Source organism: Vreelandella gomseomensis (genome assembly GCF_031451645.1).
GTDB classification, from domain to species: Bacteria; Pseudomonadota; Gammaproteobacteria; order Pseudomonadales; family Halomonadaceae; genus Vreelandella; species Vreelandella gomseomensis.
Window position 1 is genome coordinate 309,859 of sequence record NZ_JARWAI010000001.1, and the last position, 26,202, is coordinate 336,060.

Genomic DNA, 26,202 nt, shown 5'->3' on the forward strand with positions numbered 1-26,202 from the left:
ATTAATCAGGCGCTGCCGACATTACTCTCGGGCGGCACCAGCACCTGCTGGAACAGAATCGCCTCGAACTGCTCCATCGGCACCACGGACTTGAGCGTTTTGGCACGCAGGATCGCGCCTTCCCAGCCCGAGAGAATAAAGCTGGCGAGGGTATCGGCGGGTAGCGCGGCGCTTAACTCACCGGCTTCCTGAGCCCCCTTTAGACAACCTACCAGACGGTGCTCCCAGCGCTGGAAAACCCGATCCAGGGCATCACGGAAGGTATCGCTCTGCCCGGAAAGCTCCTGGCCCAGATTGCCGATTAAACAGCCCGTGGCATGGTTGCAGCTGTGCATGTGCTCGCGCCCGGCAGCAAAGTAACGCCGCAACCGCTCGAGCGGTGGGGTCATCGTGTCTTCCAGCAGCTCGGCCAGCTGCGCATCGTAGGCAGCCGCAAACTGATTGATCACCGCCAGGCCAAACTCCTCCTTGCTCGAGAAGTAGTGGTAAAACGAGCCCTTGGGAACGCCGCAGGTTTTCAATACGGCATTGATCCCCGTGGCATTATAGCCGTGCTGGCCGATCAGTTCGGCACCGGTCTCGATGAGCTTTTCGCGCGTAGCGGTGTTTTTCATATCGTTAAAAATAGACCAGTCAGTCTAGTATGAGCAAGTGAAGCGTCAGTCAAGACGATCATCATGCCACGTGGCAGCGCTGTCGGCACTGTGCGGGGTGAGTTCCACGTAATTTACACATTGCTTACCTAATCGCTGCGTGGCGTTGGGTGATGCTAGCATGATACGCCCTTATAGCTCTAAGTTTTGCCTTCAGCCAACGGATGACCCGCGACCATGACACTTCACAGCGCTTCCTCCCCTTCTTTGCAGCAGGGCCGCATTCGGCTGAGCGTCGTGGTCGCGTTGCTGGTGCTGGTCGGTGGCGCAGCGCTGGCGTGGTGGCTGGTGACCCAGCCGCCGCGCATCGAACGAAAGCCGCCGCCCGAGCCCACTCCGCCGCTGGTCGATGTCGTCAGGGTATCCGCCGCTGCCCGGTCGCCCGACCTGCAGAGCTTTGGGCGCGTTGAGGCCGAGCAGGAAACCATGCTCGCCAGTCGTGTTGCCGGGCAACTGGAACGGTTTGCCGAGGGCGTGGTGCCTGGCCAGGTCGTCGAGCAAAACGCACCGGTCGCCTATATCGACCAGGCGGATCTACAGCTGACACTGGAAGATGCCCAGGCCCAGCTCGCCGACGCCCAGGCCCAGCTTGCCCTGGAGCAGGCGGAGCAGCAGCGCGCGCGCAGCGAGTATGAATCCTTCGGTCGCCAGCTATCGGCCGAACGCCGGGCGTTGGTGCTGCGCGAACCCCAACTGCGCCAGGCCCAGGCCGGGGTCACCCAGGCGCGGGTGGCGCGCGACCAGGCCGCGCTCAACCTGGAGCGCGCCACGCTGCGCGCCCCCTGGCGGGCCATGGTGCAAGAGCGCCTGGTGGGTGCTGGCAGTCTGCTTAGCCTGGGCACCGAGGTACTACACCTGGTGGGCGTCGAGCAGTTCTGGGTACGCACCTCGCTACCCGGCGAATGGCTGCACTGGCTGAGTGAAGGCAGCCGCGTCACGCTGACCAGCAGTGGCTGGCCCGCTGATGAGCAACGCGAAGGCACACTGGTGTCCATACTGCCGGCGCTTGAGGAAAACGGCCTTCAGGCGCAGCTGCTGATTGCCGTCGATGACCCGCTCGCGCTTGACCGCGATGGCCCCGCGCTGCGCCTGGGCGACGTACTGCGGGCATCGTTTGCCACCAGCGCCAGACCCGACCTCATCGCCCTGCCCGCCGCCGCGCTGCGCCCCGGCGAACAGGTATGGTGGGTCGACGCGGATAATCGCCTTCAGCGCAGCCAGGTTTCTCTCGCCTATCGAGGCCAGGACGTCGCCCTGGTCAGCAGCGGGCTCGAAGACGGTCGCCGGGTGGTAACTGCCGGCCTCGCCCAGCCCCGCGAAGGCCAGCGCGTACGACTTCGCCAGGGCGATGACACTCCTGCCGACGACGCCGGTGATGCCCAATGATGCGCAAAGGCCCCCTAGCGTGGATGGTGGATCACGGCGTTGCGCCCAACCTGATGATGGTGCTGTTCATTGTCGGCGGGCTGATGGCGTCGCTGGCGATCAAGAAAGAGATCTTCCCGGACTTCGAGACCGAAGTGGTACAGGTCAACGTCAGCTACCCAGGCGCTACCCCCGAAGACATCGAGCAAAGCCTGCTGCTACCCGTCGAGGCGGCCATTTCCGATGTGGAAGGCATCGATGAGCTGACCGCCAGCGCCAGCGAGGGGGCCGCCAACGTCAGCGCCACCCTGGTGGACGGTATCGACGTGATGCGCGCCTACCAGGATATTCAGCAGGCGGTCAACGCCATCACCACGCTGCCGAGCGCCGCTGACCCGCCGCGCTTCACCCTCTCGGGCCGCGCGCGCAGCGTTCTGAGCCTGCAGGTCTACGGCCAGACCGACCTGGGGACGCTCCACGATGTGGCCGAAAACGTGCGCGCCGAACTGCAGGCCACCGACGGCCTGTCCCGTGTGGAGCTGTCGGGGAATCGCGCCCGGGAAATCCAGGTGCTGCTGGATGACGAAGCCATCGAACGCTACGGTCTTGATCACCGGGCGCTGGCCGAGGTGATTGGCCAGGAAGCCCTGGATCTGGCCAGCGGCCAGCTGACCACCGACAAAGGCGAATGGCTGATCCGCTACCAGGGACGCCGCAACAGCGCCGCGGCCTTCGCCGAGCTGCCGGTGCTCACCAGCACCCAGGGCGCGCCGATTCACCTCGGCGATATCGCCGAGGTCCGCGAGGGGTTCGCCGACACCGACCGCGAGGAATTTTATAACGGCCAGCCCGGTCTTTCCGTCGACGTCTACCAGATTGGCGACCAGACACCCACCAGCATCTCGGAAGCGGTCCATGGTGAGCTCGAGCGCCTGCGCGCAGGGCTGCCAGAAGGCGTCAGCCTGGACATCTCCCGCGACAGCTCCGAGGTGTATGAAGACCGGCTGGGGCTGCTGCTGAAAAACGCCTGGATGGGCCTGGCGTTGGTGCTGGTGCTGATGGCGCTGTTTCTGGAAGCCCGGCTGGCGTTCTGGGTCACCCTGGGCATTCCCACGGCGTTTCTGGGTGCCATGCTGTTTCTGCCCTGGATCGGCGTGTCGCTGAACCTGATGTCGATGTTTGCGTTCATTATCGCGCTGGGGATCGTGGTCGACGATGCGATCATGGTGGGTGAAAACATCTACAGCTATCGCGAAGAAGGCTATTCGCTGCGCGATGCGGCGGTTAAGGGCGCCGGCGAAATCGCCACGCCGCTGACCTTTGCGATTCTCTCCAATATCGTCGCCTTTCTGCCGCTGCTGTTCCTGCCCGGTTTTCTGGGGCTGATTTTCGCCACCGTGCCCGTGGTGGTGATCACGGTGTTCCTGATTTCCTGGGCCGAAGCGCTGTTTATTCTGCCCGCGCACCTGGCCCACAGCCGCAAACCCCGCCAGACGCCCAAGTGGCAGCGCCCCCTCGAAGCGCTGCGCCAGCGCCTGCAGGGCGGGCTGCATCATTTCACCTACCACCAGTTCGAGCCCTTTTTGCAGCGCGCGCTCAATGCGCGGTTGCTTACCGTGGCGCTGGGTATCGTCATCCTCCTGGTGACGCTTGCCTGGAGCATGAGCGGGCGACTCGGCTTCTCGCTGATGCCACGGGTCGAGTCGGACCAGGTTCAGGCCTCGGTTACGCTGCCGATCGGCAGCCATATCAGCGTCAGCCGTGAGCTGAGCGACCAGCTGCTGGACGCGGCCGACGCCCTGAGCGAGCGCGAACCGTCGCTTACGTTCTCGAGCACGCGTAGCCGGCTTGACGGCGAAAGCCTCGACGTCCGTCTGGATATCGCCCAGGACAGCCTGGCCGAGTGGCCGCCGTCGCGCATCGCCCGGGAATGGCGCACGCTTTCCGGCGACCTGCTCGGTGCCCAGTCGGTACGTTTCGAATCCGACGTGGGCGGCCCGGGCAGCGGTGCGGCACTCAGTCTGCGCCTCTCCCACCCGGACACCCAGGTGCTTGAAGGCGCCGCCGGCCAGCTGGCCGCGTCGCTGGGCAGCTACGGATTGACCGATATCGACAGCGGCCTGGGCGACGGCAAGCCGCAGCTGGAAATGCGCCTGTCCGCCGAGGGCCGCTCGCTAGGCCTCACCGGCAACGACCTGGCCCAGGCCCTGCGTGGCCCGCTGCAAGGCGCCACCGCGCTGGAGCAGTTCGTGGGGCGCAGCGAAGTCAGTGTCGAAGTCAAGCTGCCCAGCGACAGCCGCAACAGCCTGAACGACCTTTACCAACTCCCCGTGCGCACCCCCGACGGGCTGAGCGTACCGCTGTCGCGGGTTGCCGACATCTCGCTGAGCCAGGCCTCGAGCGGGCTCGAGCGGATCAACGGCCGGCGCGTTATTACCGTCACCGCCGATGCCGAGGAGGGGCTGCCGATCAATCAGGTGCTTTCCACGCTACAAGACGACGTCTTTCCCACGCTGGAAAACCGCTGGCCGGGGCTCGAGGTCAGCATGGGCGGGCGCCAGCAGGATACCGCCGACAACCTGGCCACGCTGCGCACCGCCATGTGGCTGATGATCGCCGCTCTCTATGCGCTGCTGGCGATTCCGTTTAGAAGCTACCTGCAGCCCCTGCTGGTGATGGCGGCCATCCCCTTTGGTATCGTCGGGGCGATTGGCGGGCATATGCTGATGGGCTTCGGCCTGTCGATCATCAGCCTGCTGGGCATGCTGGCGCTTTCGGGCGTGGTGATCAACGATGCGCTAGTACTGATCGACTACGCCAACCGCAAGCGCCGCGACGGCATGACCGCCCGCGAAGCCATTGTCGCAGCGGCCACCCGGCGCCTGCGGCCGATCATGATGACTACCTTGACCACCTTTCTGGGGCTCGCGCCGATGATTCTGGAGACTTCCCGTCAGGCACGTTTCATGATCCCCATGGCCATTTCGCTGGGCTTTGGCATGCTCTTCGCAACGCTGATCCTGCTTGTCCTGGTGCCGTGTCTCTACCTGAGCCTCGAGCATCTGCGTGAGCGGTTACGCACGCCGCCGCAGCCCCACTCATCAGGAGCCCGCTAATGCCGCCGCCCTCGTCACGCTCGACACTCGGCCGTTTCAGCTGGCGCTTCTCGCGGCTGGGGCTGAAGCTGTTCATGATCATCCTGAGCGTCAACGTGGCGATTTCCGCCGGGGTCTTTCTGGCGGTCTCGTTCAGTATCGACCGGGGGTTTCTTGAATACCTCAACCAGGCTCAGGAACGCCGCGCGACGCTGCTGGCCGACAGCCTGATCAACCGCTGGGAGCCACGGGAAAGCTGGGCATGGCTCGAGCGTTCGCCAAAGCGCTGGCCGATGGTGGTTCGCCATGCCCTGGGGCAGGAACACCGCGACCGCCCAAGCCCACTGGGCGAGGCACAGGACTTCGTGCTGCGCGATACCCAAGAGCGATTCATCGTACCGCCCCATAACGGACGGGAAAGCAACTGGCACTGGCTGCCCCTGCGCAGCGACGGCGAGGTCATCGGCGAGCTGGGATTTCGTCCACCGATGCAGGTCATGGAACGCATGGAAAACCGCTTTCTCGAACGCCAGCAGCGTAACCTCATGATCATCGTCATCTCGCTGGGCGTGGCGTCGCTGCTACTGGCCGGCGGGCTGTCGTGGTGGCTGGGCAGACGAACCCGAGCCCTGGCCATGGCCACCCGGCGCCTGACAGAGGGCAATTATCACAGCCGCCTGCCCGAGCGCGGGCGCGATGAGCTATCCCGGCTGGCGAAGGACTTCAACGTGCTGGCCGCTACCCTGGAGGCCAGCCGCAATGCCCGGGCGCGCTGGGTGTCGGACACCGCCCACGAACTGCGCACGCCGCTTGCCGTGCTGCGCGGTGAAATCGAAGCCATGCAGGACGGCATTCGCCCGCTGAACCACGAAAGCCTGGCGTCCCTCGGCCAGGAAGTCGATCAGTTGGAACGCCTGGTCACCGACCTGCGCCTGCTCTCACAAAGCGATGCCGGCGCACTGGACATTCAGCTGGCGCCGCTGAACCTGAGCGACACCCTGGCTGGCCGCCTGGAGGACGCCGAACGCTGGCTTAACGACAGCAACCTGAGCCTGACCCGGCACATCGCCCCGGGCGTGATGATCCGCGGCGACGCCCAACGCTTGCGCCAGCTGTGGGATAACCTGCTGGATAACAGCTGCGCCTACACCGACGCCCCAGGAAGGCTTGAGGTCGCCCTGCGCTGCGAGGGCGACGAGGCCGTGGTCACCTGGCAGGACAGCGCCCCCGGGGTGCCCGACAGCGAGCTTGTGCGCCTCACCGAACGGCTGTACCGGGTGGAGGGCTCGCGCAATCGCGCCAGCGGCGGCAGCGGGCTGGGGCTATCCATCGCCAGCGCCTTGGCCCACGCCCATGACGGCAGCCTGTCGGCCTCTCACTCGACGCTGGGTGGGTTATGCTGGACGCTGCGGTTTCCGCTGCTAAACAATCAATAACGCCGGTCCTTTTCTTCAAGCGAGCTTGCCCTATGGATAACGCCTCTTTACTGGTGGTGGAAGATGAACCCAAAATCGCCCGCCTGATGGCCGACTACCTGACCACTCACGGGTTCGAGGTCACCACCCTCGACCACGGCGATGAGGTAATGCCGTGGCTCGTGGCGCAGACACCCAACCTCATCCTGCTGGACCTGATGCTGCCCGGCAAGGACGGCCTGACGCTATGCCGCGAGATTCGCCAGCAATGGCCGCATATCGCCATCATCATGGTGACCGCCAAGGTCGAAGAGGTGGATCGCCTGCTGGGGCTAGAGTTGGGGGCCGACGATTATATCTGCAAACCCTTCAGCCCCCGGGAGGTCGTGGCGCGGGTCAAGGCGGTCCTGCGGCGCAGCCAGGCGGCGGCCGAGACAGCCCAACCAACCACCGACAGCGCGCCGGTGACGCTCGACGAAGACGGCTGGCAAGCCCTCGCCAAGGGCCACGACCTGGGCCTCACGGCGGTGGAGTTCCAGCTGCTGCGGGTGATGATGCAGGCGCCGGGGCGGATTTTCAGCCGCGAGCAGCTGATGGATCACATGTACCGCGACAACCGCATCGTCTCGGAGCGCACCGTGGACAGCCATATCAAGAAGCTGCGCAAGAAGATCCACGAAGCGCTCCCCGAGCAGGAGGTCATCCGCTCGGTGTATGGCGTCGGCTACAAGTACCAGCCCGAAGGCTAGGATCTTCTGCGGTTATTCAAGGGGTTACCTGCTGATTGAGAAACGCAATGCCCGCCTCGATCGCGCCGCCGCGCAGCAGAAAACTGGCGAAATGACCGCGGCCGTGCAGCAGATAAAGCTCGCTCTCGACGTCGTTGTCGATCAGCGTCTGGTAGAAATCCCGCGCATGATCAACGGGCACCAGTTGGTCCCAGGTGCCGTGGAAGATAAAGAACGGCGGTGCGTCAGGCGTTACCTGGCGCTCGGGGGACGCCAGGCGATACGCTTCTGGCTTTTCAGCGCGGGTACCGCCGATAAAATCCACCACCAGGCGCCCATCGTCGAATTTCAGCAGGTCGCTGGGCAGCCCACCCGCCAACACCGCCGCCAACCGGCTCTCCTCGCCGCCGTAGGGGTCAGCCAGCGGGCCTTCTACGCCAGCCACCGCCAGCAGGCTGACCAGGTGCGCGCCGGATGAAAACCCGACGCCCACGATACGCTGGGTATCCACCCGCCAGGCGTCGGCATTGTCATGCAGCCAGGCCATGGCCTGCTGTAAATCGTGCAGTTGGCTGGGGAACCGATGCGCCGGTGCAAAGCGATGCTCGATGTTGACCGCCACATAGCCTTGTTCGGCCAGCTGCTCGGCAATGCCCTGCATGTCCTCGGGGCCACGGTTGCGCCAGCCACCGCCGTGAACGATCAGCGCCGCCGGGCGGCGCGCCCGGGTCGGCGTGTCGGGCAGGTAGACCTGCGCATTGAGCGTTTCGGGCCACTCGTCGGGGGTATACGCCATTGGCGGGAGACGCCTATAAGTCAGCGCCTCCTGGGGGGCGGCTTCATCAACCGCGTTGGCGGGTGCCCCCTGGCTTGCCAGGTGAGTGACGCCACAGCCGCTGAGCAGCAACGTCAAGACACTGATACCGCCAACGCCCTGCAGGCGCTTCCAACGAGGTCTCTTCCACATAGCCATTCGCCTCATGGGCTTTCTCCTCTCACATTCCCCGCCCCCCAGCGAGCTTACTAAGATCACGATTGTTGCACACTCTCTGCATTTGTTTTGCACCCGGACGGGGGATACTGACACCGTCAACTTACCAGGAGATACGTCATGACCATGTCACTTCGCCAACTCATCGCATCGGGGCTGATGGCCACCGCCCTGTTGCCGCTTGCCGTCACCGCCCAGGCGGGCAATCACGGCGGTGAACACCACGCGCCGGATCGCGAACGCATGGAAGAGCGCATGCAAGAGCACCGTCAGGATGTCTACGAGCGTGCCGGACTGAGCGACGAAAAGCAGCAGGCCCTGAACGAAGCCCACGATACGTTTCGCGAGGAAATGACCGACGTACGTGAAGCCCATCGGGCGCGCATGGCAGACATTCTCGACGAGGACGAGCAGCAGGCATTGCGCGACGCCATGCATGAAGCCCGTGAAGCCTACCGTGAAGGTCATGGCAAACGTCACCATGGCGAGGCCATGAACGACGAATAAGCACCGTCAATAAACGCGTTTATTTAGCGTCCAACCCCTGCTCAATGCCCGGCTCTGCCGGGCATTTTTTGTTTCTATACTGGGAAAATAGCGGGTGTCTCACCGTCAGCGATGCCTATCCATCTGGATGACGAGCCAACGATACGTGCCGAGCACAGACTTGAAGCCCCACGCTAAAGCGCGTATTTTATTTGAACGTTCATTCAAAATAAAATTGAGCGAAACATGTCGTTTGGTATCTGTCTCTAACAATAGGAGTCCGCCTCCATGGCGAAAGACAATCCCGTCCTTCCCTCCCGCGACCGACTCAACCCCGTGGTGTTCCACGGCAGCGTGGCCGGTATCGTGGTCTTCCTGGTGCTTACCATGCTCTTCACCGAGCAGGCAGGCGCTTTCTTTGATGCCGGCCTTGCCTGGGTAAGCGCTACCTTCGGCTGGTATTACATGCTGGCCATTGTGGCGTACCTGGTATTCGTGGCGCTGATTGGCATGTCGCGCTACGGCAGTATTCGGCTGGGGCCCGACCACTCGCGCCCCGAGTTTTCGCTGTTATCCTGGTCGGCGATGCTGTTTGCCGCCGGTATCGGGATCGACCTGCTGTTCTTCAGCGTCGCCGAGCCGGTGGCCCACTACCTGGCACCCCCCGACCTGGAACCGGAAAGCCAGGCGGCCATGCGTAATGCCGTCGTCCAAACCTATCTGCACTGGGGGCTCTCTGGCTGGGGTCTGTACGTGTTGATGGGTATGGCGCTGGCCTATTTCAGCTACCGCCACCGTTTGCCCCTTGCCATTCGCAGCGCGCTTTATCCGCTGCTGGGCAAGCGTATCCACGGTCCAATCGGCAATGCGGTGGACATCACCGCGGTGATATCGACGGTGTTCGGCATCGCGACGAGCCTGGGCATCGGCGTCATGCAGCTCAACTACGGCCTGAACTACATGTTCGACGTGCCTGAGTCGCTGACTGTCCAGGTGATCCTGATCGTGCTGGTCGTGATACTGGCGACCATCTCCGTGGTAACCGGCGTCGAAAAAGGCATTCGCCGGCTCTCGGAGTTCAATATGCTGCTGGCCCTGGCACTGATGCTGTTCGTGCTGTTCTCCGGCGATACCCTGGTGCTGCTGGATAAAGTGGTCAACAATGCCGGCGACTACCTGTCGGGCTTCGTGGCGGCCAGCTTCGACACCTACGCCTTTGACGGCGAAGGCGCCCAGCAATGGAAAATGTGGTGGACGATCTTCTTCTGGGGCTGGTGGATCGCCTGGACACCCTTCGTCGGTCTGTTCCTGGCGCGCATTTCCCGTGGCCGCACCATCCGTGAATTCGTCGCAGGCGCGCTGTTTATCCCACTGGCGTTCATGATGGTATGGATGTCGATCTTCGGTAACAGCGGTATCGAGCTGGTCGCCAACCAGGGCGTCACCGAACTCGGTGAGCAGGCGCTGAACACCCCGCAGACCACGCTTTACACGCTGCTTGAATATTATCCCTACGTGGGCATTACTGCGGCCGTGGTCACCGTGCTGGGTATCGTGTTCTTCATTACCTCAGCGGACTCAGGGGCGCTGGTACTGGCCAACTTCACCTCTATCCTGAGCGACGTGAACCACGATGCGCCGGTGAAGCTGCGTATTTTCTGGTCGGCGATTATCGGCTTGATCACCATTGCGCTGCTGATGGCGGGCGGCTTGAACGCCCTGCAAAGTGCCGTGGTGATTACCGCCTTGCCGTTCTCGGTGGTGATTTTCGCCATCATGGTAGGCATGTACAAAGCGCTCAAGCTTGAAGGCCGCAAGGCCGATGCACGGCGCCTGGTCACCGGCACCGCCCATGGGGGCGACTGGAAGGAACGCCTCGATCGCGCGCTGGACACCTCGAACCGCGCCGGCGCCGCCGCCACCATCGAGCATGCCATTCGCCCGGCGATGACTCAGTTTGCCCAGGAGCTCGAAAGCCGGGGGCAGACCGCCAACGTGAGCGAAGAGCATATTGAGGGCGAGTCGCTGCCCAACCTGATGCTGCAGGTCGATTTCGGCGACGCGACCAGCTTCGTCTATCAGGTATGCCCGCACCGCTTACGCACGCCGAGCTTCATCCCCGCAGATGACGATTTCTACGTGCGGCTGGACGTCTTCCTCGCCGAAGGCGGGCAGGACAAGGATCTCAACGGCTTCACCCGCAGTCAGGTCATTGGCGACCTGGTGAGCGAGTACGAGCGTCATCTGCACTTCCTGGCACTGGCCGGCCATCAGCAGGCCATGCCGGGCACCATCGGCGAACCGCCAGAGGACGCTACTCAGCCTTCCTGATAAGGCATGAGCACCGTCAACGACATCCCGGCCAAATGGCCGGGATGTTTTTATAGATCGCCCACCCAGCAACACAGGTCTCGTTGTGCAAATTACACGGCAGGAGTAGCGTAAAGGACTGATTTCGCTATCGCCAAGGAGATTGATCCCATGTCCCGCCGCCATCGCGCCAAAGAATACGTCTTTCCCCTGCCGGGCAGCGCCATCGTCAGCGCCTGGCGCGAGGGTTACTCGCTTGGCAAATTGAAGCGCGATGTCCTGGCAGGGCTAACGATTGGCGTGGTGGCGGTGCCCCTGTCGATGGCACTGGCCATCGCCACCGGCGTGCCGCCCCAGCACGGGCTTTATACCGCCATCGTCGCGGGCGCGGTGATCGCCCTGACCGGCGGATCGCGGTTCAACATCTCCGGCCCCACCGCTGCCTTTGTGGTTATCCTCTTCCCCATTGTGGCCAACCATGGCCTGGGCGGGCTGTTGATCGCCACGCTGATGGCGGGGGCCATCCTGGTGGCGCTGGGACTGTCACGCCTGGGCAGCCTGATCCAGTACGTCCCCTACCCGGTCGTTCTCGGCTTTACCGCAGGTATCGGCGTGGTGATTGCGCTATTGCAACTGCCGGACTTTCTGGGTCTGTCTGGCGTCGAGCTTGGCGATAGCACCCTGCATAACCTGATGCTGATCGGCCAGGCACTGCCCAGCCTTTCGCTGGCTGAGGCAGGCGTCGGGCTTGTCACCTTGGCAACGCTGTTAATCTGGCCGCGTCTGAATACGCCCGTCCCGGCGCCGCTGGTGGGCTTGGCGGTGGGCACTCTGGCCGCTGCACTGCTGGTGGTGGTGGCAGGCGTCGAGGTCGACACCATCGCCTCGCGGTTCAACTGGGCGTTAGATGGCGAGCAGGGCAACGGCATTCCCCCCTTCGCCCCCGGCTTTGCGCTGCCGTGGCATTTGCCAGGTGCGAATGGCGATCCGCTGCACGTCAACTTTGCGCTGATTCAATCGCTTCTCGGACCGGCGCTGGCGATTGCGCTGCTGGCGGCGATTGAATCACTGCTGTGTGCCGTGGTGGCAGACGGCCTGACCCGCACCCGCCACGACCCCAACGCCGAGCTGATTGGTCAGGGCCTGGGCAATATGGTGGTGCCCTTCTTCGGCGGCATTACCGCCACGGCAGCCCTTGCGCGTACGGCAACCAATATCAAGAGCGGGGCCTTCTCGCCTGTCGCGGCCCTGGTGCATTCGCTGGTGGTATTGCTCGCCGTGGTGGCACTGGCGGGAGTGCTGGGGTATGTGCCCATGGCCGCACTGGCGGCGCTGCTGCTGGTCATCGCCTGGAACATGAGTGAAGCGCGCCATTTCGTGCATACGCTGAAAAGCGCCCCCGCCAGCGATGTCGCCGTGCTGGTGATCTGCTTCGCCCTGACGGTGATCTTCGACATGGTTATCGCAGTGGCAGTCGGCATTGGCTTGGCAGCGGCGTTATTTATTCGCCGTATGGCCCAGTTGACCCATACCCGGCGCTTGACCGCACCCGACACCGCTGAATACTTCCCGTCGGAAGTGGCGCTTTATAAGATCAGTGGCCCGATGTTTTTTGGCGCGGCCGAAAAGGCCATTGCCACGCTAAGAGCCATTGATCACAGCATTCGGATTGTCGTGCTGGATATGCGCGATGTGCCGAGCCTGGATACCACCGCCATGGTGGCGCTGGACAGCCTGCGACGGGAACTGGGTGAGCAAGACGTAGGCGTTATATTCGTTGGGCTGCCGCCGCGTATGGCGCTGAAAATCAAACGTGCAGGCATTAAGCGTGAAGCGGGTAAGTTAGCGGTCGTCAGCAACCTTGCCCACGCCGAGCGCATGGCGCGCCGTTGGTTGGGCTGGCGTGATAGCAGTTCGGTAACGGCGGGGAATTAATCGCATCGGTGCCATGACAACGTTAGCGATAAAAAGGGGGAGTTAGCCTCCCCCGTCTGCTCACATACCCCTTCAGCTCGCCATATCGAGCACGATGCGGCCCTCTATCTTGCCGTCGATCATACGCTGGAAGACATCGTTGATATTATCCAGCGTGTCGGTGGCCACCGTGGCCTTAACCTTGCCTTCGGCGGCGAAGTCCAGCGCTTCTTGCAAGTCGCTGCGCGTGCCGACAATGGAGCCGCGAATGGTAATACCGTTGAGCACCGTGCTAAAGATCGGCAGCGGGAAGTCACCGGGTGGAAGGCCATTAAGTACCAGCGTGCCGCCGCGACGCAGCATGTTTTGCGCTTGATCGAACGCCTTCGGCGATACCGCGGTGACCAGTGCGCCGTGAGCACCGCCAATGGTCTTCTTCAGATAGGCCGCCGGGTCGGTTTGCATGGCGTTGACGGTTACCGTAGCGCCCAAGCGCTCGGCCAGAGCCAGTTTGCCGTCGTCGATATCTACCGCCGCTACGTTAAGTCCCATGGCTTTGGCGTACTGCACCGCCATATGGCCTAAGCCACCAATACCCGAAATCACCACCCACTGGCCAGGGCGGGTATCGGTCATTTTCAAGCCTTTATAGACCGTCACCCCTGCGCACAGTACCGGGGCTATTTCAACAAAATCAACGGCGTCCGGCAGGCGACCGACATAGCCCGCATCCGCCAGGGTATAGTCGGCAAACCCACCGTTAACGCTGTAACCGGTATTTTGCTGGGACTCGCACAGGGTTTCCCAACCGCCCAAGCAGTGCTCGCAGTAACCGCAGGCCGAATAGAGCCAGGGGACACCAATACGATCGCCCTCTTTGACATGGGAGACCCCTTCCCCCACCGCCACGATATGACCCACGCCTTCATGGCCGGGAATGAACGGCGGTGAGGGCTTCACCGGCCAATCGCCGTGAGCGGCGTGTAAATCGGTATGGCAAACCCCAGAGGCCGCCACTTTCATCAATACTTCACCCTGCTTGGGGCGGGGTACGTCAACTTCTTCTAACGCCAATGGCTGACCAAACTCACGAACCACCGCCGCGCGCATTGTGCTATCCATGATGCAACTCCTAATAGTTTTCGACACGGCCATTGTAAGAATGGCCATTATCGGAAAATTCAGCGTCAGGGAGAGTGAGACACCGTCCGGCTTATGCCGGACGGTGTGACTTACGGAGCTGGTTAGAAGAAGCCCAGCGGATTGATGTCATAGCTGACCAGCAGGTTTTTGGTCTGCTGATAGTGTTCCAGTGCCATCTTGTGGGTTTCGCGGCCAACGCCGGATTTCTTGTAGCCACCGAAGGCCGCGTGGGCGGGGTACTGGTGGTAGCAGTTGGTCCAGACACGCCCGGCCTGAATCCCACGGCCCATGCGGAAAGCGACGTTCATGTCGCGGCTCCACACGCCGGCGCCCAAACCAAACTCGGTGTCGTTGGCAATCGCCAGCGCCTCTTCTTCGTCCTTGAAGGTGGTGACCGCTACCACCGGGCCAAAGATCTCTTCCTGGAAGACACGCATCTGGTTATTACCCTTCAGCAGCGTGGGCTGAATGTAGTAACCGCTGTTGATGCTGTCGTCCAGGGTCTCTTTGTTACCACCCGTGAGGAACTCGGCGCCTTCGTCGCGGGCAATATCCATGTACGACATGATCTTGTCGAACTGTTCCTGAGACGCCTGCGCGCCTACCTGTACGTCGGTATCCAGCGGGTTACCACGCTTGATGGTCTGCGTACGCTCGATGACCTTGGCCATGAACTCGTCGTACATGCTTTCCTGGATCAGCGCCCGAGAGGGGCAGGTACACACCTCGCCCTGGTTAAAGAACGCCAGCACCAGGCCTTCGACCGCTTTATCAATGAACGTCGGCTCGGCGTTCATGATATCGGCGAAGTAGATATTGGGGGATTTGCCGCCCAGCTCCACGGTGGAGGGAATGATGTTCTCCGCTGCGCACTTCAGAATATGCGAGCCCACCGGGGTGGAGCCGGTAAAGGCGATCTTGGCGATGCGCTTGCTGCTGGCCAGCGCCTGGCCTGCCTCGGCGCCAAAACCGTTGACGATGTTCAGCACGCCCGGGGGCAGCAGGTCACCGATCAGCTCTGCCACCTTAAGGATGGACGCCGGTGTCTGCTCAGCAGGCTTGAGTACCACGCAGTTGCCCGCCGCCAAGGCCGGCGCCAGCTTCCAGGTGGCCATCAGAATCGGGAAGTTCCAGGGAATGATCTGCCCTACCACACCCAGCGGCTCGTGGAAGTGATACGACACGGTATTGGCGTCGATATCGGCCGCAGTGCCCTCCTGCGAGCGCAGGCAGCCGGCAAAATAACGGAAGTGATCAACGGCTAGCGGAAGGTCGGCGTTGAGCGTTTCGCGTACCGCCTTGCCGTTGTCCCAGGTTTCAGCGACGGCCAGCATCTCCAGGTTCTGTTCGATGCGGTCGGCGATTTTCAACAGGATATTGCTGCGCTCCTGAACCGAGGTTTTCCCCCAGGCCGGTGCGGCTAGATGGGCGGCGTCCAGCGCCTTGTCGACGTCTTCCGCCGTTGAACGGGGAATTTCGCAGAATACCTGGCCATTGACCGGGCTGACGTTGTCAAAGTATTGGCCTTTTACCGGGGCAACAAATTCGCCGCCGATGTAATTGCCGTAGCGGTTTTCGAATGACACCACTGAACCAGTGTCACCGGGATTGGCGTAGATCATTATCGAGCTCCTGCGTATTATGATTATTAAAGAGTGCTCATGCAGTGTTGGTCAGTCGGGCGCGGCACGGTATCGCCCAATGGCAGGATGCGCCCTCATCCCTTGGTAGGAGACGCCATGTATTCGTTATTGGTGGCAGATGATCATCCGCTGTTTCGCGACGCGCTGCAGGTCGTGATCAGCAGCGGCCTGCCGCATAGCCAACTGCTGGAAGCCGACAGCCTTGCCGCCGCCATGCCGCTGATCGCCCAGCACGACGGTCTGGATTTGCTGCTGCTCGATTTGAGCCTGCCGGATGCGGAAGGCCTTGACGGCCTGGCCCGGCTGCGCGACGCCTACCCCTGGCTGCCGGTGGCGATTGTCTCGGCGCATCAGGAGCGCCAGCTGGTACTCGATGCCATCAGCCTGGGGGCGGTCGGCTACATTCCCAAATCGACGCCCCGGGAGGCCCTGCTCAATGCGCTGACCCAGATACTCGACGGCCAGCTCTACCTGCCCCCGGATGTGATGCGCCGCCCGCCGGCAACGCCCTCCCCCCAGGCCAATACCCTCGCTGCCGGGCCATTGTCCGATGATCGGCTAGCCCAGTTGACCGGCAAGCAGCTCAGCGTCCTGCACTGCATGACGCAGGGCATGTCGAACAAGCAGATCGCCCGCGAGCTGAGCATTGCCGAGACCACCGTCAAGACCCACGTCTCGGCCATCCTGCGTAAGCTGGGCGCCACCAGCCGCGTGCATGCCATCGTCATGGCAGGCGACGCCGACCTGCCGCTCGTGATGGCCAGCCGCACGGCGCGTTAATCCTGCGCGGTCAGCAAGCTCACCAGCAGCATGCGCAGGCGCATGGGCTTCAACGGCTTCAGCAGGCAATGCATCCCAGCCTCGCGGGCGGCGCGGCTCAGCGCGGCATCGTGATTGGCGGTAATCACTACCGCCGCCAGCCCGGGGTAGCGCCGCCGCAGGCGTGCCGCCAGGTCCAGGCCCGTTTCGCGGTGGTCGCCCAGATGGTAATCCACCAGCAGCACGTTGGGCGGCTCGCCGTCGCTTGCGGCCTCCAGCGCGCTTGCCGTGGCGGCCGCTCGCACCCGGCAGCCCCAGCTGCCAAGCAGCGCCTGCATGCCGTCGATGATGGCGGCATCGTCGTCGATGACCCACACCACACTCTCGGCAAGCGGTGAATCGGGGATGTCTTGGGAAAGCTCAGCCGCCTGAGAAGACGCCCCCTGTGCATTGGACGACGGCGCATAGGGCACGGTGATCGAAAACAGCGCCCCGCGGCCGGGCGTTGAGGCCAGCGTCACCGGCTGTTCGAGCATGGCGCTGATGCGATCCACGATTGCCAACCCCAGTCCCAAACCACGGCTATGGTGATGCTTGGCATCGGGGGCGCGCTGAAACTCCAGAAAAATCGCCTCGCGCTGCTGCTCGGCAATCCCCGGGCCGGTGTCCCCCACCATGATCTCGACGCCCTCGCGGCGGCGGCGACAGCCAAGCAGCAGGTGGCCGTGCTCGGTATAGCGCACCGCGTTACTCAAGAAGTTGCGAATCACCCGCGCGAGCAGCGCCAGATCCGACTCCACCACCACGCTCGACGGCACGTAATGCAGGCTCAGTCCTCGTACAGCCGCCACCTGGCGATACTCTTCCGCCAGGGCATCGAGCAGGGTGCTGACCGCAAACGGCGCTTTATCGGCGTGCAGCACCCCGGCATCCAGACGCGAAATATCCACCAGGGTGCCAAGCAGCCCCTCGACATCCTTGAGCGAGCGGCCCGCGTGGCCGACCAGCGCCTGCGAGGCCGAGGGCAAGGGGTGCGTTTCCAGGGCGCTGACAAACAGGCGTGCCGCGTTCAGCGGCTGCAGCAGGTCGTGGCTGACCGCAGCGAGAAACTTGGTCTTGGACAGATTGGCCGCCTCGGCCTCGGCCTTGGCGGCCTGCAAGCGAGCATTGGCCTGCCCCAGCTCGTCCAGGGCACGATGCAATGCATCGGTGCGTTCCCGGACCTGCTCGGCCAGCAGCACGGAACGCTCGAAGGCGGCATAGGGCGCGCCATCGGCGTCGCTACCTGATTCCACACGGCTCATCAGCGCCTGGCACACCTTGCGCAGGCGACGGTTTTCTTCGCGTAAGGCCGCGGGGCTGAGCGAGGTATCGTCACTCGCCGAGAGTTGGAAGAGTGCCAAGCGCCACTCCTGTAAAGGTCTGGTTGACATGCATGCCGTGGTGCTGCTCGCCATAGGTGTTGAAGCCGACCACCCGGGAGCGCCGCAGCAGCGCCGACGCCTGGTCGAGGTGCCGCACGGCCTCCAGCTCCATACGCCGCAGGAAGCAGTCGCAGCCAATCATCAGCGACGGCCCCCCCACCCGGGCGGTCACGCCCTCCAGCATGCGGTTGAGGTCATCAAGCAGCGGGGCGGGTTGCATGGCCGTCAGCACGATGCCGTTTTCCACCGCACAGTAGAAGCTCAGACTCCCGTCGTCATTGACGCGCTGAATCGAGCGCACATAGTGCTGCCCGCCCAGTTGAACCGCGAGGGGGTGGCGCGCGAAGACACCGGGGTCGAGGGCGTCAGGCGCAACGCCGACCAGGTCGGCATAGACGCCAGCAGCCGGCAGGCCGTTGAGCTCCACCACCCGGCGGCGCTCGCGGTCGGCCTCGGTCACCACCAGCTTGTGGCTGAGCGGTGTCAAGTGGTGGGTAGAAAACACTTCGAACGGCAGACGGGTATTGATCATCACCACCACGGCGGCACGGCTGTGAAAGCGGCCATGGGCGTACACATGGGTGTGCGCCAGATGGTTATCGTCACCGGCGGAGCCGCCGAAGCTGGGAATGCGGCCCAGGGCGGCGTCCAGCGTGGCCAGCACCTGCTCTTCACGGCTGGAAAGCCCGTCCAGCAGCGTCAGCGCAAAGCTGTGCGCGTTGACCGGTGCCAGCGCCTGGCGACGGCACCGCGCTATCAGGTCATCGACCAGCGGTTGGGCATCGCTCAGCGCGAAACGATCCAGGTCGTCGACCAGCGCCGACTCGATGGCAAACACCCGCCGATCAAAGCCGATGGCCACGATGCTACCGCGATCGTAGCCTTCGGGGGTGATTTCGCCCGCTGTGGTGCAGCCGCTGACCGGCACCGCTGGAAAGGCATTTGTAAGCGCGGCCGCCAGGCGACCCAGATCATACTCGGCGCTGCAGAAAAAGATAATCCCCCCAAGATAGGCATGGCGCAACCCCTCAGCGAGCGCCTGAACCGCTTCCTCGGCATCCACCAGGCGGCTGGCCACCACCACGGCACCCTGATCAGGTGTCGATATGGTCACGTTGCCATTGCTCCAGGTCGGTTGCGGTACCCTCGGCGGTCTGGCGCAGCGCGTCCAGCGCCTCGCGCATGGCGGTGCAGGGCAGGGGAGCCTGGTTGGCCAGCGATTCAAGCGCTCGCGCCTGTTCCGCCACCTGCCGGGCACCGATGCTCAAGGCTTCACCGCGCAGCTGATGGGCCAGGCGGGCAACCTGCCGGGCGTTATCGGCAGAGAGCGTGTCTGAGACAAGGTAGGTCGACAGCTGTGCCAGGTAATCGTCGACCTGCTGATAATAGAGGGCGATAAGCTGGCGCAGATGGTCTTCACCCAACGCCTGGTAAAGGCCGCTCAAGGTCTCGAGGTCGAGCCTTGATGCGTTGCTCGCCGACTCGGTGGGCACGGCCGCGTCGGCTGATGGGTCGCTCAGCTGCAAGGCCAGCATGTCGTTCAGCGCGCCGATGGATAGCGGCTTGGTGATGTAATCGTCCATGCCCGCCTGGAGGCAGCGTTGGCGGTCATCTTCAGCGCCGCCTGCCGTCATTGCGACGATGGGTACGTCAGCCAGCCAGCCCCCCTGAGCACGCAGCTGGCGGGTGACCTCTAGCCCATCAATGTCGGGCAGTTGAATATCCATGAAGATCAGGTGAACACGCTGAGCCGCAGCCATGTCCAGGGCATCGTGGCCGTTTTCGGCGCACACCACATCGCAGCCCAGGCGTGCCAACAGCTCGATGGCAACCTTGCGATTGATGGCGTTGTCTTCCACCAGCAGCAATGAGGTGCCAGCAAAGTGCTGCTGGGTGGGCAAGGAAGGACGCGGCGCGCGATGCTCAGGCGCGGCCTCCACCAGCGGCAATTGACAGCGAAAGGTGCTGCCCTTGCCTGGCTGGCTGTCAACGCTCAGTTGCCCCTGCATGGCCTCGCTCAGCCGCTTGCAAATGGCCAGCCCCAGGCCGGTTCCCCCGTACCGGCGGGCGACCGACGCGTCCGCCTGATGGAAAGGTTCGAACAGATGCTGCTGCTGCGCGTCGCTTAGGCCACAGCCGGTATCGATGACCTCAAAGAATAGCTGGTCCTCCGTGGCAGAGACGCGCACGGCCACCGCGCCCTCATCGGTGAATTTGATCGCATTGGCGATCATGTTGAGCAATATTTGTCGCAGCCGCCCGGCATCGACCATTATCCAGGCCGGTACCCGTTCATCCACATGGTGGGTCAACGCCAGCCCTTTTGCCTCGGCACGAGGCTTGAACAGGGCCACTACGCTTGACACCGTTTCCTCGACCGCCGTCGGCACGGTTTCCAGGCTGAGGTGGCCCGCTTCGATCTTGGAAAAATCCAGAATCTCATTGATCATCGCCAACAGCTGGTTGGCACTGTCGTGAATCGTGCTGGCGTAATCTTCCACTTGCGCTCGATTGGTGGGCTCGCGCAACAGTTCGCTCATCCCGATAACGCCATTCAGGGGGGTACGAATTTCGTGGCTGACCATGGCGAGAAAGTCCGACTTGGCATGGTTGGCCGCCTGGGCCTGCTCGGCGGTGACTTCCAACTGGCGGCTGAGCTGTTCCTGCTCGCGGCGAGCCGCGGCGCTCTCGCGCATCTCTCGAACCAGAAAGATGACGATCAACAGGGCCGCCACGCTCATTGCCACAATCAGGCTCATCAACAGCTTGTAAAGCAGGCTCAGCTGGGCACGCTCTTCGGTGGCGGATTCCGCCAGGTAGCCATTGATCGTGATGACCAGCCGCTCCGTCAGGCGGGTCAGTGTCTGCAGCTCGGTTTCCAGCGCGATAACCGGCATGCGTTCCAGGTGTTCGTGGGGTTCAAGCATCAGATCGATGACATCCAGTTGCTGCTGGATCTCGTCGAGCAGCTCGCGGGCAGGCTCGATGCGGTTCAGCAGGGTGCTGACCTCGCCTTCATTGAGCAGGGTGATGCGGCTGTACAGCAGTTCGAAGCGCAGGTTCAGGTCGTCCTGGGCAGCGGGTGCTATCGGCCCACGCGTGGCGCTAAGCAGCTGATTGAGGAGCTGCACCGCATCACGATCCAGCTTGTAAATCACCCAGGAGGTGTCTTCCCGCAGGGTCTGGGTAAGATTATCCTGCCGCCATGCCGCAATGGTCGCCACCACAATCGCCGCAGCGAACAGCACCACAGCGATCATGGCGACCAGCTTGAAACGCCAGGGATAGCGCAGCAGGCGCGCATAGTGCGTTGCCGAACCGCTAGCGGACATTGATCTTCATCACTTGCCAGACGGCGCGAAAACGCATCTTTTCGCTTAGCAAGGCGGCGTCATGATCAAACGGGTACAGCACCCACAGCGGGCCGTATTCGCGGATGGGAATCGCCTCGCTGTCGCGCTTGAGTGCCAGGATGACATCGTAGTCGTAAAAGTCGCTGACCGGTATCTCCGCCTCGTAGCCGTTCAACGCCAGTACATTGACGCGGCCATCCGTCACGCCAAGGTGCGCGAGCAGGTCGCGCATCAACGGGCCTTCATAGTGATCCTGGCTGTCCGTCCACGGCGTGGTCGTCTCGACGCCATGCTGCGGCAACTGCTGCAGCATCCGGCGATCAAAATGGGCCTCACCGTCGACATTCGTCTTGTCGATATCGCCCACCACCCTGAGTATCACCGGCCCTGCCGGCGCTTTGTGGCCGTCCGCATCAGCCGCGAGCCCCGCCAGGGGAATGCTGAACGCCAGCATGATGCACCCCAACAACAACGCTTTCACTGCGATATCCTCTTGCCGCGTTAACCGGAAGGTAACCTTTTCAGTATTCAAGGTTACGCCATCGCATGGACAGGGTCAGTTTAAACACGTTTTATTTGCTAACGTCATGACGAGCTGACTCACCCTGCCAAACCAGTGATCATAATAAAAAAGCTCCAAGCCAGGCCTGGAGCTTTCATTTCCCATACAGGGATCAGCGCACGATCATGACCGACATCTTGGCATGATGAACCACATGCTCGGCGTTGGGGCCCAGCACATAGTCGACGAACTTGCGCTTGGTATGCGAGGCCATGACGATCAGGTCGATATCCAGTCGCTTGCCCACCTTGATGATCGCTTCCCACGGCGAGCCGTCGACAATCACGCTCTGGGTACTGATGGTTTCCGGCACATGCTTTTGGATGAAGTCATGCTGCGCCTCCTTCACCGCCTCGTGGGCCTTTTGGGAAAAGTCCTTGGGAAAATACGCGCCCACCATGGGCATCTTAAAATCCGGCATCACCGTCACCACGTGCAGCGACGCATCAAACGTCTGGCATAGCTTGATAGCCGTGGGTAATGCCTTGGCCCATGAGCTCTCTTCGTTGAGATCAACGGGTAACAGGATCTTGTGGTACATGAGACAGCCCCTCCTTACGCGGTATTGGCTTTGGGCGCACGCCCTTCGGCGGCCCGACGACGGCGCTGCAGCATGACGATCAGCGCAAACACCCCTAATGCGGGTATCCAGATCCACTCCTTCGTCCAGCGATCCACCGGTGCCAGTACTTCGACGATTTCCTGATCGAAATCAAAGCCCAGATCCGCCGCGTCACTGCCGTAGGTGACCATATCGACAATCGCTTGATCGTCCTCGGTCAGCAACGTCAAGCCGAGATTATCCAACCGCGCCTGACCGCTATCGCCCTCGGGCACCGGCACCAGAATATAGGTGGTCATGGGGTCGCCATAATCATCCAGGCCGCTGATCTGTACGCGCAAGGACGATCCCTCATCCACCTCGCCCAGGGTCTCGGCAAATTCTTCAGGCGGCGTCGACCGGTAAGGGTCGTGAAGCATGTCCATGAAGAAGCCAGGGCGGAACAGGGCAAACGCCACCACGAGCAGCAGAATCGACTCGTACCAGCGGTTACGCGTCACCATGAAGCCCTGAGTGGCGGCGGCAAAGATCAGCATCGCCACGGTTGCCACCACGAAGATCAATATTCCCTGCAGCGGCGTCACGTCGATCAACAGCAGATCGGTGTTGAAGATAAACAGGAACGGAAGCGCGGCGGTGCGCAGGCTGTAGTAAAACGCCTGGAAACCGGTACGGATCGGATCCCCCCCGGAAACCGCCGCCGCCGCGAACGAGGCCAGCCCCACCGGCGGCGTCACGTCGGCCATGATGCCAAAATAGAAAACGAACAGGTGCACAGCGATCAGCGGCACCAGCAGGCCATTCTGTGCCCCCAACTGAATGATCACCGGCGCCAGCAGTGCCGACACCACGATGTAGTTGGCGGTAGTCGGCAGCCCCATGCCCAGAATCAGGCTGAGTACGGCGGTAAACAGCAGGATCAGCATCAGGTTGCCCATGGCGAGGGTCTCGACGACATCCGCCAATACCAGCCCGACCCCTGTCTGGGAAACGGCGCCGACGATAATCCCCGCCGTGGCCGTCGCGATGCCGATGCCGATCATGTTGCGGGCACCGGTGACCAGGCCATTCCACAGGTCAAGGCCGCCTTCGCGCAGATCCGCCTTGAAATCGCTGTGACCGCGGAAGTAGGCAGTGATCGGCCGCTGGGTCAGCATGATGAAGATCATGAACACCGTGGCCCAGAATGCCGATAGCCCGGGGGAAAGGCGTTCAACCATCAGGCACCACACCAGCACGATCACCGGCAGAATGTACTGCAGGCCGACCAGCACCGTGGGCCGCGTCTGGGGCAGCGTGACGACCGGCTCATTGGGATCATCAATTTCAAGTTCAGGGTAGTTCGAGGCGAGCTTCAGCAGCGCGACATAAACCGCCGCCAGCGCCAGACCGATCACCCAGGGAGCCGCCGGGCCCAGTACGGGTTGCATCCACCCAAGCCCGTAATACACCGCCAGGGCGGTGACCATCATCAGCAACAGACCTGCCAAAAAACCGGTGACCTTGCGCACCAGCGGCTTGGGTGGGTTGCTGCTTTCAAGCCCCTGCATGTTAGCTTTCAAGGCTTCCAGGTGAACGATATAGATCAGTGCTATATAGGAAATCAGCGCTGGCAGAAACGCGTGCTTGATCACCTCGACGTAGGAAATACCGACGTACTCGACCATCAGGAAGGCGGCGGCGCCCATGACGGGCGGCATGATCTGGCCGTTCACCGACGAGGCCACTTCTACCGCGCCGGCTTTTTCAGAGGAAAAGCCCACCCGTTTCATCATCGGGATGGTAAAGGTACCGGTGGTCACGGTATTGGCAATCGAGGAGCCCGAAATCAGACCGGTCATGCCCGACGCCACTACCGCCGCTTTGGCAGGGCCGCCTTTGTAATGGCCCAGCAGGGAAAACGCGACTTTAATAAAATAGTTACCGGCACCGGCTTTATCGAGCAGCGCGCCAAACAGCACGAAAAGGAACACAAAGCTGGTGGAGACCCCAAGGGCAATACCGAATACGCCCTGGGTCGTCAGCCACTGATGGTTTACCAGCCCGTAAAGACTTACGCCCCCATGGGCCAGCATGCCGGGCATCCAGGGGCCGGCCAGCGAATAGAACAGGAAGACGCTGGCCACGATCATCAAGGGCGGCCCCAGGGCGCGCCGGGTGGCTTCGAGCAGCAACAGGATGCCTGTCACACCGACGACCACATCGGTCAACAGCGGCGCACCAGGGCGTTCCGACAGGCCCTCGTAAAAAATGAACATGTAGGCGCCGCAGAACGCGGCAACCGCCGCCAACACCCAGTCCTGGAGAGGAATACGATCGCGCGGCGACCGCTTCAGCGCAGGGTATGCCATGTAGGCCAAAAACAGCGCAAAGGCCAAGTGGATCGAGCGGGACTGGGTGGCATTGAAAACCCCAAAGCCGACCAGATACGGCAGCGGCGATGCGATCCACAGCTGAAAGAGTGACCACACCGCTGCAATACCCACCAGCAGCTTGCCCGGCATCCCCGCTGGTTTGCGGGAGCCCGAGTCCGTCGAGGCGACAAGATCTTCAAGATCAACATTCGACCCGCCGGTCTTGGTGTTGTCCGTTGTCATAAGCATGCCCTGCTAAAATATGGATGGCACTGTGAGATGCCCGCTTGATGCCTAGCGGCATCCCAAACACAGCGCGCGGCCCCATGAGAGACCGCGCGCCACTTTCACTGGGTGATGAACACCCTTATCCGAAGAGCTTACTCTTCGATCCAACCCTGCTCGACGTAGTACCGCTTGGCACCGTCATGCAGCGGCGCGGACAGGCCCTGGGTGACCATATCCTGGGCATCCAGGTTTTCGAAGGCAGGATGCAGGCGCTTGAAGCGGTCAAAATCATCGAATACCGCTTTAACGGTTTCGTAGACCACGTCATCATCAGCATCAGCAGAGGTAACGAACGTCGCCGCCACACCGAAGGTCTCGACGTCATCGGGGTTGTTCTTGTACAGGCCACCCGGAATCACAGACGTCGAGTAGTAGGGGTACTCGTCAACGATGCCCTGGACGTCCTCGTCGTTCATCGGGATCAGGTGCGAGTCGACGGTGGTGGTGGCCTCCTGAATCGAGCCGTTCGGGTGGCCGACCACGTAAACCATGGCGTCGATGTTGTTATCCGACAGGGCGGCGGCCTGCTCGGCGGCGTCCAGCTCAGAGACCAGGGAGAAAGTGTCTTCGTCCCAGCCCTTGGCGTCCATCACCACTTCCATGGTGTTACGCTGACCCGAGCCCGGGTTGCCGATATTAACGCGCTTGCCTTCGAGATCATCAAGCGTTTCGATACCCGAGTCCGCGCGGGCCAGCAACGTCAACGGCTCGCCGTGAATACGGAAGACAGCACGCAGATCCTCAAAGGCATCCCCCTCGAAATTCCCGGTACCGTTATAGGCTTGGTACTGAACGTCGGACTGGGCAACCCCCATATCCAGCTCGCCGGACTTGATACCGTTGATGTTGGCAACGGAGCCGCCGGTGGACGGCGCATTACAGCGGATGTTGTGGTCGTCGCTGCCGCGGTTGACCAGTCGGCAGACCGACTGACCGACGACGTAGTAAACGCCGGTCTGGCCACCGGTACCGATGGTGATGAATTGCTGGTCTTCTTGCGCCATGGCCGGTGCGGCAAAGGCCGTGGCGGCGAGTAACGCACCGGAGAAGGCGGCGGTAGAAAATGCGTGGCGTTTCATGAATACACCTCTTTATCTTGATGTTATGAGCATTGTGCGTCTTGGCCCCACCTGCATCATGTTTCCACAGGTGGGCTG

Annotated in this window: 19 protein-coding genes; 8 read left to right on the forward strand and 11 right to left on the reverse strand. The window is 62.3% G+C overall.

Features of this window, described 5'->3' with window-relative positions:
• Positions 1 to 5 precede the first annotated feature (5 nt).
• A complete protein-coding gene (locus QC815_RS01315) occupies positions 6 to 614 on the reverse strand; it encodes a TetR/AcrR family transcriptional regulator (protein WP_309766542.1) in 609 nt (202 codons plus the stop codon).
• A 216-nt stretch (positions 615 to 830) separates the two neighbouring features.
• Here QC815_RS01315 and QC815_RS01320 point away from each other — a divergent pair, with 216 nt between their 5' ends.
• From QC815_RS01320 to QC815_RS01335, 4 genes are read left to right on the forward strand one after another with little or no spacing between them, the layout of a single operon-like run.
• Positions 831 to 2,039 (forward strand): efflux RND transporter periplasmic adaptor subunit, encoded by a 1,209-nt coding sequence (locus QC815_RS01320; RefSeq protein WP_309766544.1) that lies wholly within the window; start codon positions 831 to 833, stop codon positions 2,037 to 2,039.
• Positions 2,036 to 5,134: an efflux RND transporter permease subunit gene (locus QC815_RS01325; RefSeq protein ID WP_309766545.1), complete on the forward strand. Its 3,099-nt coding sequence runs from the start codon at positions 2,036 to 2,038 to the stop codon at positions 5,132 to 5,134. The genes QC815_RS01320 and QC815_RS01325 overlap by 4 nt, the downstream gene beginning before the upstream one ends.
• Positions 5,134 to 6,549: an ATP-binding protein gene (locus tag QC815_RS01330; RefSeq protein WP_230446015.1), complete on the forward strand. Its 1,416-nt coding sequence runs from the start codon at positions 5,134 to 5,136 to the stop codon at positions 6,547 to 6,549. The genes QC815_RS01325 and QC815_RS01330 overlap by 1 nt, the downstream gene beginning before the upstream one ends.
• 32 nt (positions 6,550 to 6,581) lie before the next feature.
• Positions 6,582 to 7,277 (forward strand): response regulator, encoded by a 696-nt coding sequence (locus QC815_RS01335; protein ID WP_309766547.1) that lies wholly within the window; start codon positions 6,582 to 6,584, stop codon positions 7,275 to 7,277.
• A gap of 16 nt (positions 7,278 to 7,293) precedes the next feature.
• Here QC815_RS01335 and QC815_RS01340 read toward each other — a convergent pair whose 3' ends face one another.
• Positions 7,294 to 8,223 carry an alpha/beta hydrolase fold domain-containing protein gene (locus QC815_RS01340; RefSeq protein ID WP_309766549.1) on the reverse strand — a complete coding sequence of 310 codons (930 nt, stop codon included), beginning with the start codon at positions 8,221 to 8,223 and terminating at the stop codon, positions 7,294 to 7,296.
• 144 nt (positions 8,224 to 8,367) lie between these two features.
• Here QC815_RS01340 and QC815_RS01345 point away from each other — a divergent pair, with 144 nt between their 5' ends.
• From QC815_RS01345 to dauA, 3 genes are all read left to right on the forward strand, one after another.
• The gene (locus QC815_RS01345) at positions 8,368 to 8,754 is read left to right on the forward strand and encodes a hypothetical protein (RefSeq protein WP_309766551.1); all 387 of its coding nucleotides are present in this window, start codon (positions 8,368 to 8,370) and stop codon (positions 8,752 to 8,754) included.
• 267 nt (positions 8,755 to 9,021) lie between these two features.
• Positions 9,022 to 11,064: a choline BCCT transporter BetT gene (betT, locus tag QC815_RS01350; protein ID WP_309766553.1), complete on the forward strand. Its 2,043-nt coding sequence runs from the start codon at positions 9,022 to 9,024 to the stop codon at positions 11,062 to 11,064.
• Positions 11,065 to 11,214: 150 nt separating this feature from the next.
• On the forward strand, positions 11,215 to 12,978 hold the full coding sequence (gene dauA / locus QC815_RS01355; RefSeq protein ID WP_309766555.1) for a C4-dicarboxylic acid transporter DauA: 1,764 nt from the start codon (positions 11,215 to 11,217) through the stop codon (positions 12,976 to 12,978).
• 72 nt (positions 12,979 to 13,050) lie between these two features.
• Here the strand turns inward: dauA and adhP are convergent, their stop codons facing one another.
• Both adhP and exaC read right to left on the reverse strand, forming a co-directional pair.
• Positions 13,051 to 14,079 carry an alcohol dehydrogenase AdhP gene (gene adhP, locus QC815_RS01360; RefSeq protein ID WP_253022616.1) on the reverse strand — a complete coding sequence of 343 codons (1,029 nt, stop codon included), beginning with the start codon at positions 14,077 to 14,079 and terminating at the stop codon, positions 13,051 to 13,053.
• Positions 14,080 to 14,201: 122 nt separating this feature from the next.
• Positions 14,202 to 15,722, reverse strand: coding sequence for an acetaldehyde dehydrogenase ExaC (exaC, locus tag QC815_RS01365; protein WP_230446008.1), 1,521 nt, complete (start codon positions 15,720 to 15,722; stop codon positions 14,202 to 14,204).
• Between the two features lie 117 nt (positions 15,723 to 15,839).
• On the opposite strand from exaC, the gene QC815_RS01370 reads away from it, so the two are divergent.
• Positions 15,840 to 16,523, forward strand: a complete 684-nt coding sequence (locus QC815_RS01370) for a LuxR C-terminal-related transcriptional regulator (protein WP_230446007.1) — start codon at positions 15,840 to 15,842, stop codon at positions 16,521 to 16,523.
• Here the strand turns inward: QC815_RS01370 and QC815_RS01375 are convergent.
• From QC815_RS01375 to QC815_RS01405, 7 genes are all read right to left on the reverse strand, one after another.
• Entirely contained in the window at positions 16,520 to 17,905 is a 1,386-nt protein-coding gene (locus tag QC815_RS01375; RefSeq protein ID WP_230446006.1) for an ATP-binding response regulator, read from the reverse strand. The genes QC815_RS01370 and QC815_RS01375 overlap by 4 nt on opposite strands.
• The gene (gene nosP / locus QC815_RS01380; protein WP_422828176.1) at positions 17,877 to 19,040 is read right to left on the reverse strand and encodes a nitric oxide-sensing protein NosP; all 1,164 of its coding nucleotides are present in this window, start codon (positions 19,038 to 19,040) and stop codon (positions 17,877 to 17,879) included. Before nosP ends, QC815_RS01375 begins: the two co-directional genes overlap by 29 nt.
• On the reverse strand, positions 19,021 to 21,258 hold the full coding sequence (locus QC815_RS01385; RefSeq protein WP_230446005.1) for an ATP-binding protein: 2,238 nt from the start codon (positions 21,256 to 21,258) through the stop codon (positions 19,021 to 19,023). The genes nosP and QC815_RS01385 overlap by 20 nt, the downstream gene beginning before the upstream one ends.
• Entirely contained in the window at positions 21,248 to 21,760 is a 513-nt protein-coding gene (locus QC815_RS01390) for a putative pterin-binding protein (protein ID WP_309766559.1), read from the reverse strand. The genes QC815_RS01385 and QC815_RS01390 overlap by 11 nt, the downstream gene beginning before the upstream one ends.
• A 193-nt stretch (positions 21,761 to 21,953) precedes the next feature.
• Positions 21,954 to 22,382: a universal stress protein gene (locus QC815_RS01395; RefSeq protein ID WP_230446004.1), complete on the reverse strand. Its 429-nt coding sequence runs from the start codon at positions 22,380 to 22,382 to the stop codon at positions 21,954 to 21,956.
• 14 nt (positions 22,383 to 22,396) lie between these two features.
• Positions 22,397 to 25,000 carry a TRAP transporter permease gene (locus QC815_RS01400; protein ID WP_309766562.1) on the reverse strand — a complete coding sequence of 868 codons (2,604 nt, stop codon included), beginning with the start codon at positions 24,998 to 25,000 and terminating at the stop codon, positions 22,397 to 22,399.
• A gap of 137 nt (positions 25,001 to 25,137) precedes the next feature.
• Positions 25,138 to 26,124 (reverse strand): TAXI family TRAP transporter solute-binding subunit, encoded by a 987-nt coding sequence (locus QC815_RS01405; protein ID WP_230446002.1) that lies wholly within the window; start codon positions 26,122 to 26,124, stop codon positions 25,138 to 25,140.
• Between the last annotated feature and the right edge of the window lie 78 nt (positions 26,125 to 26,202).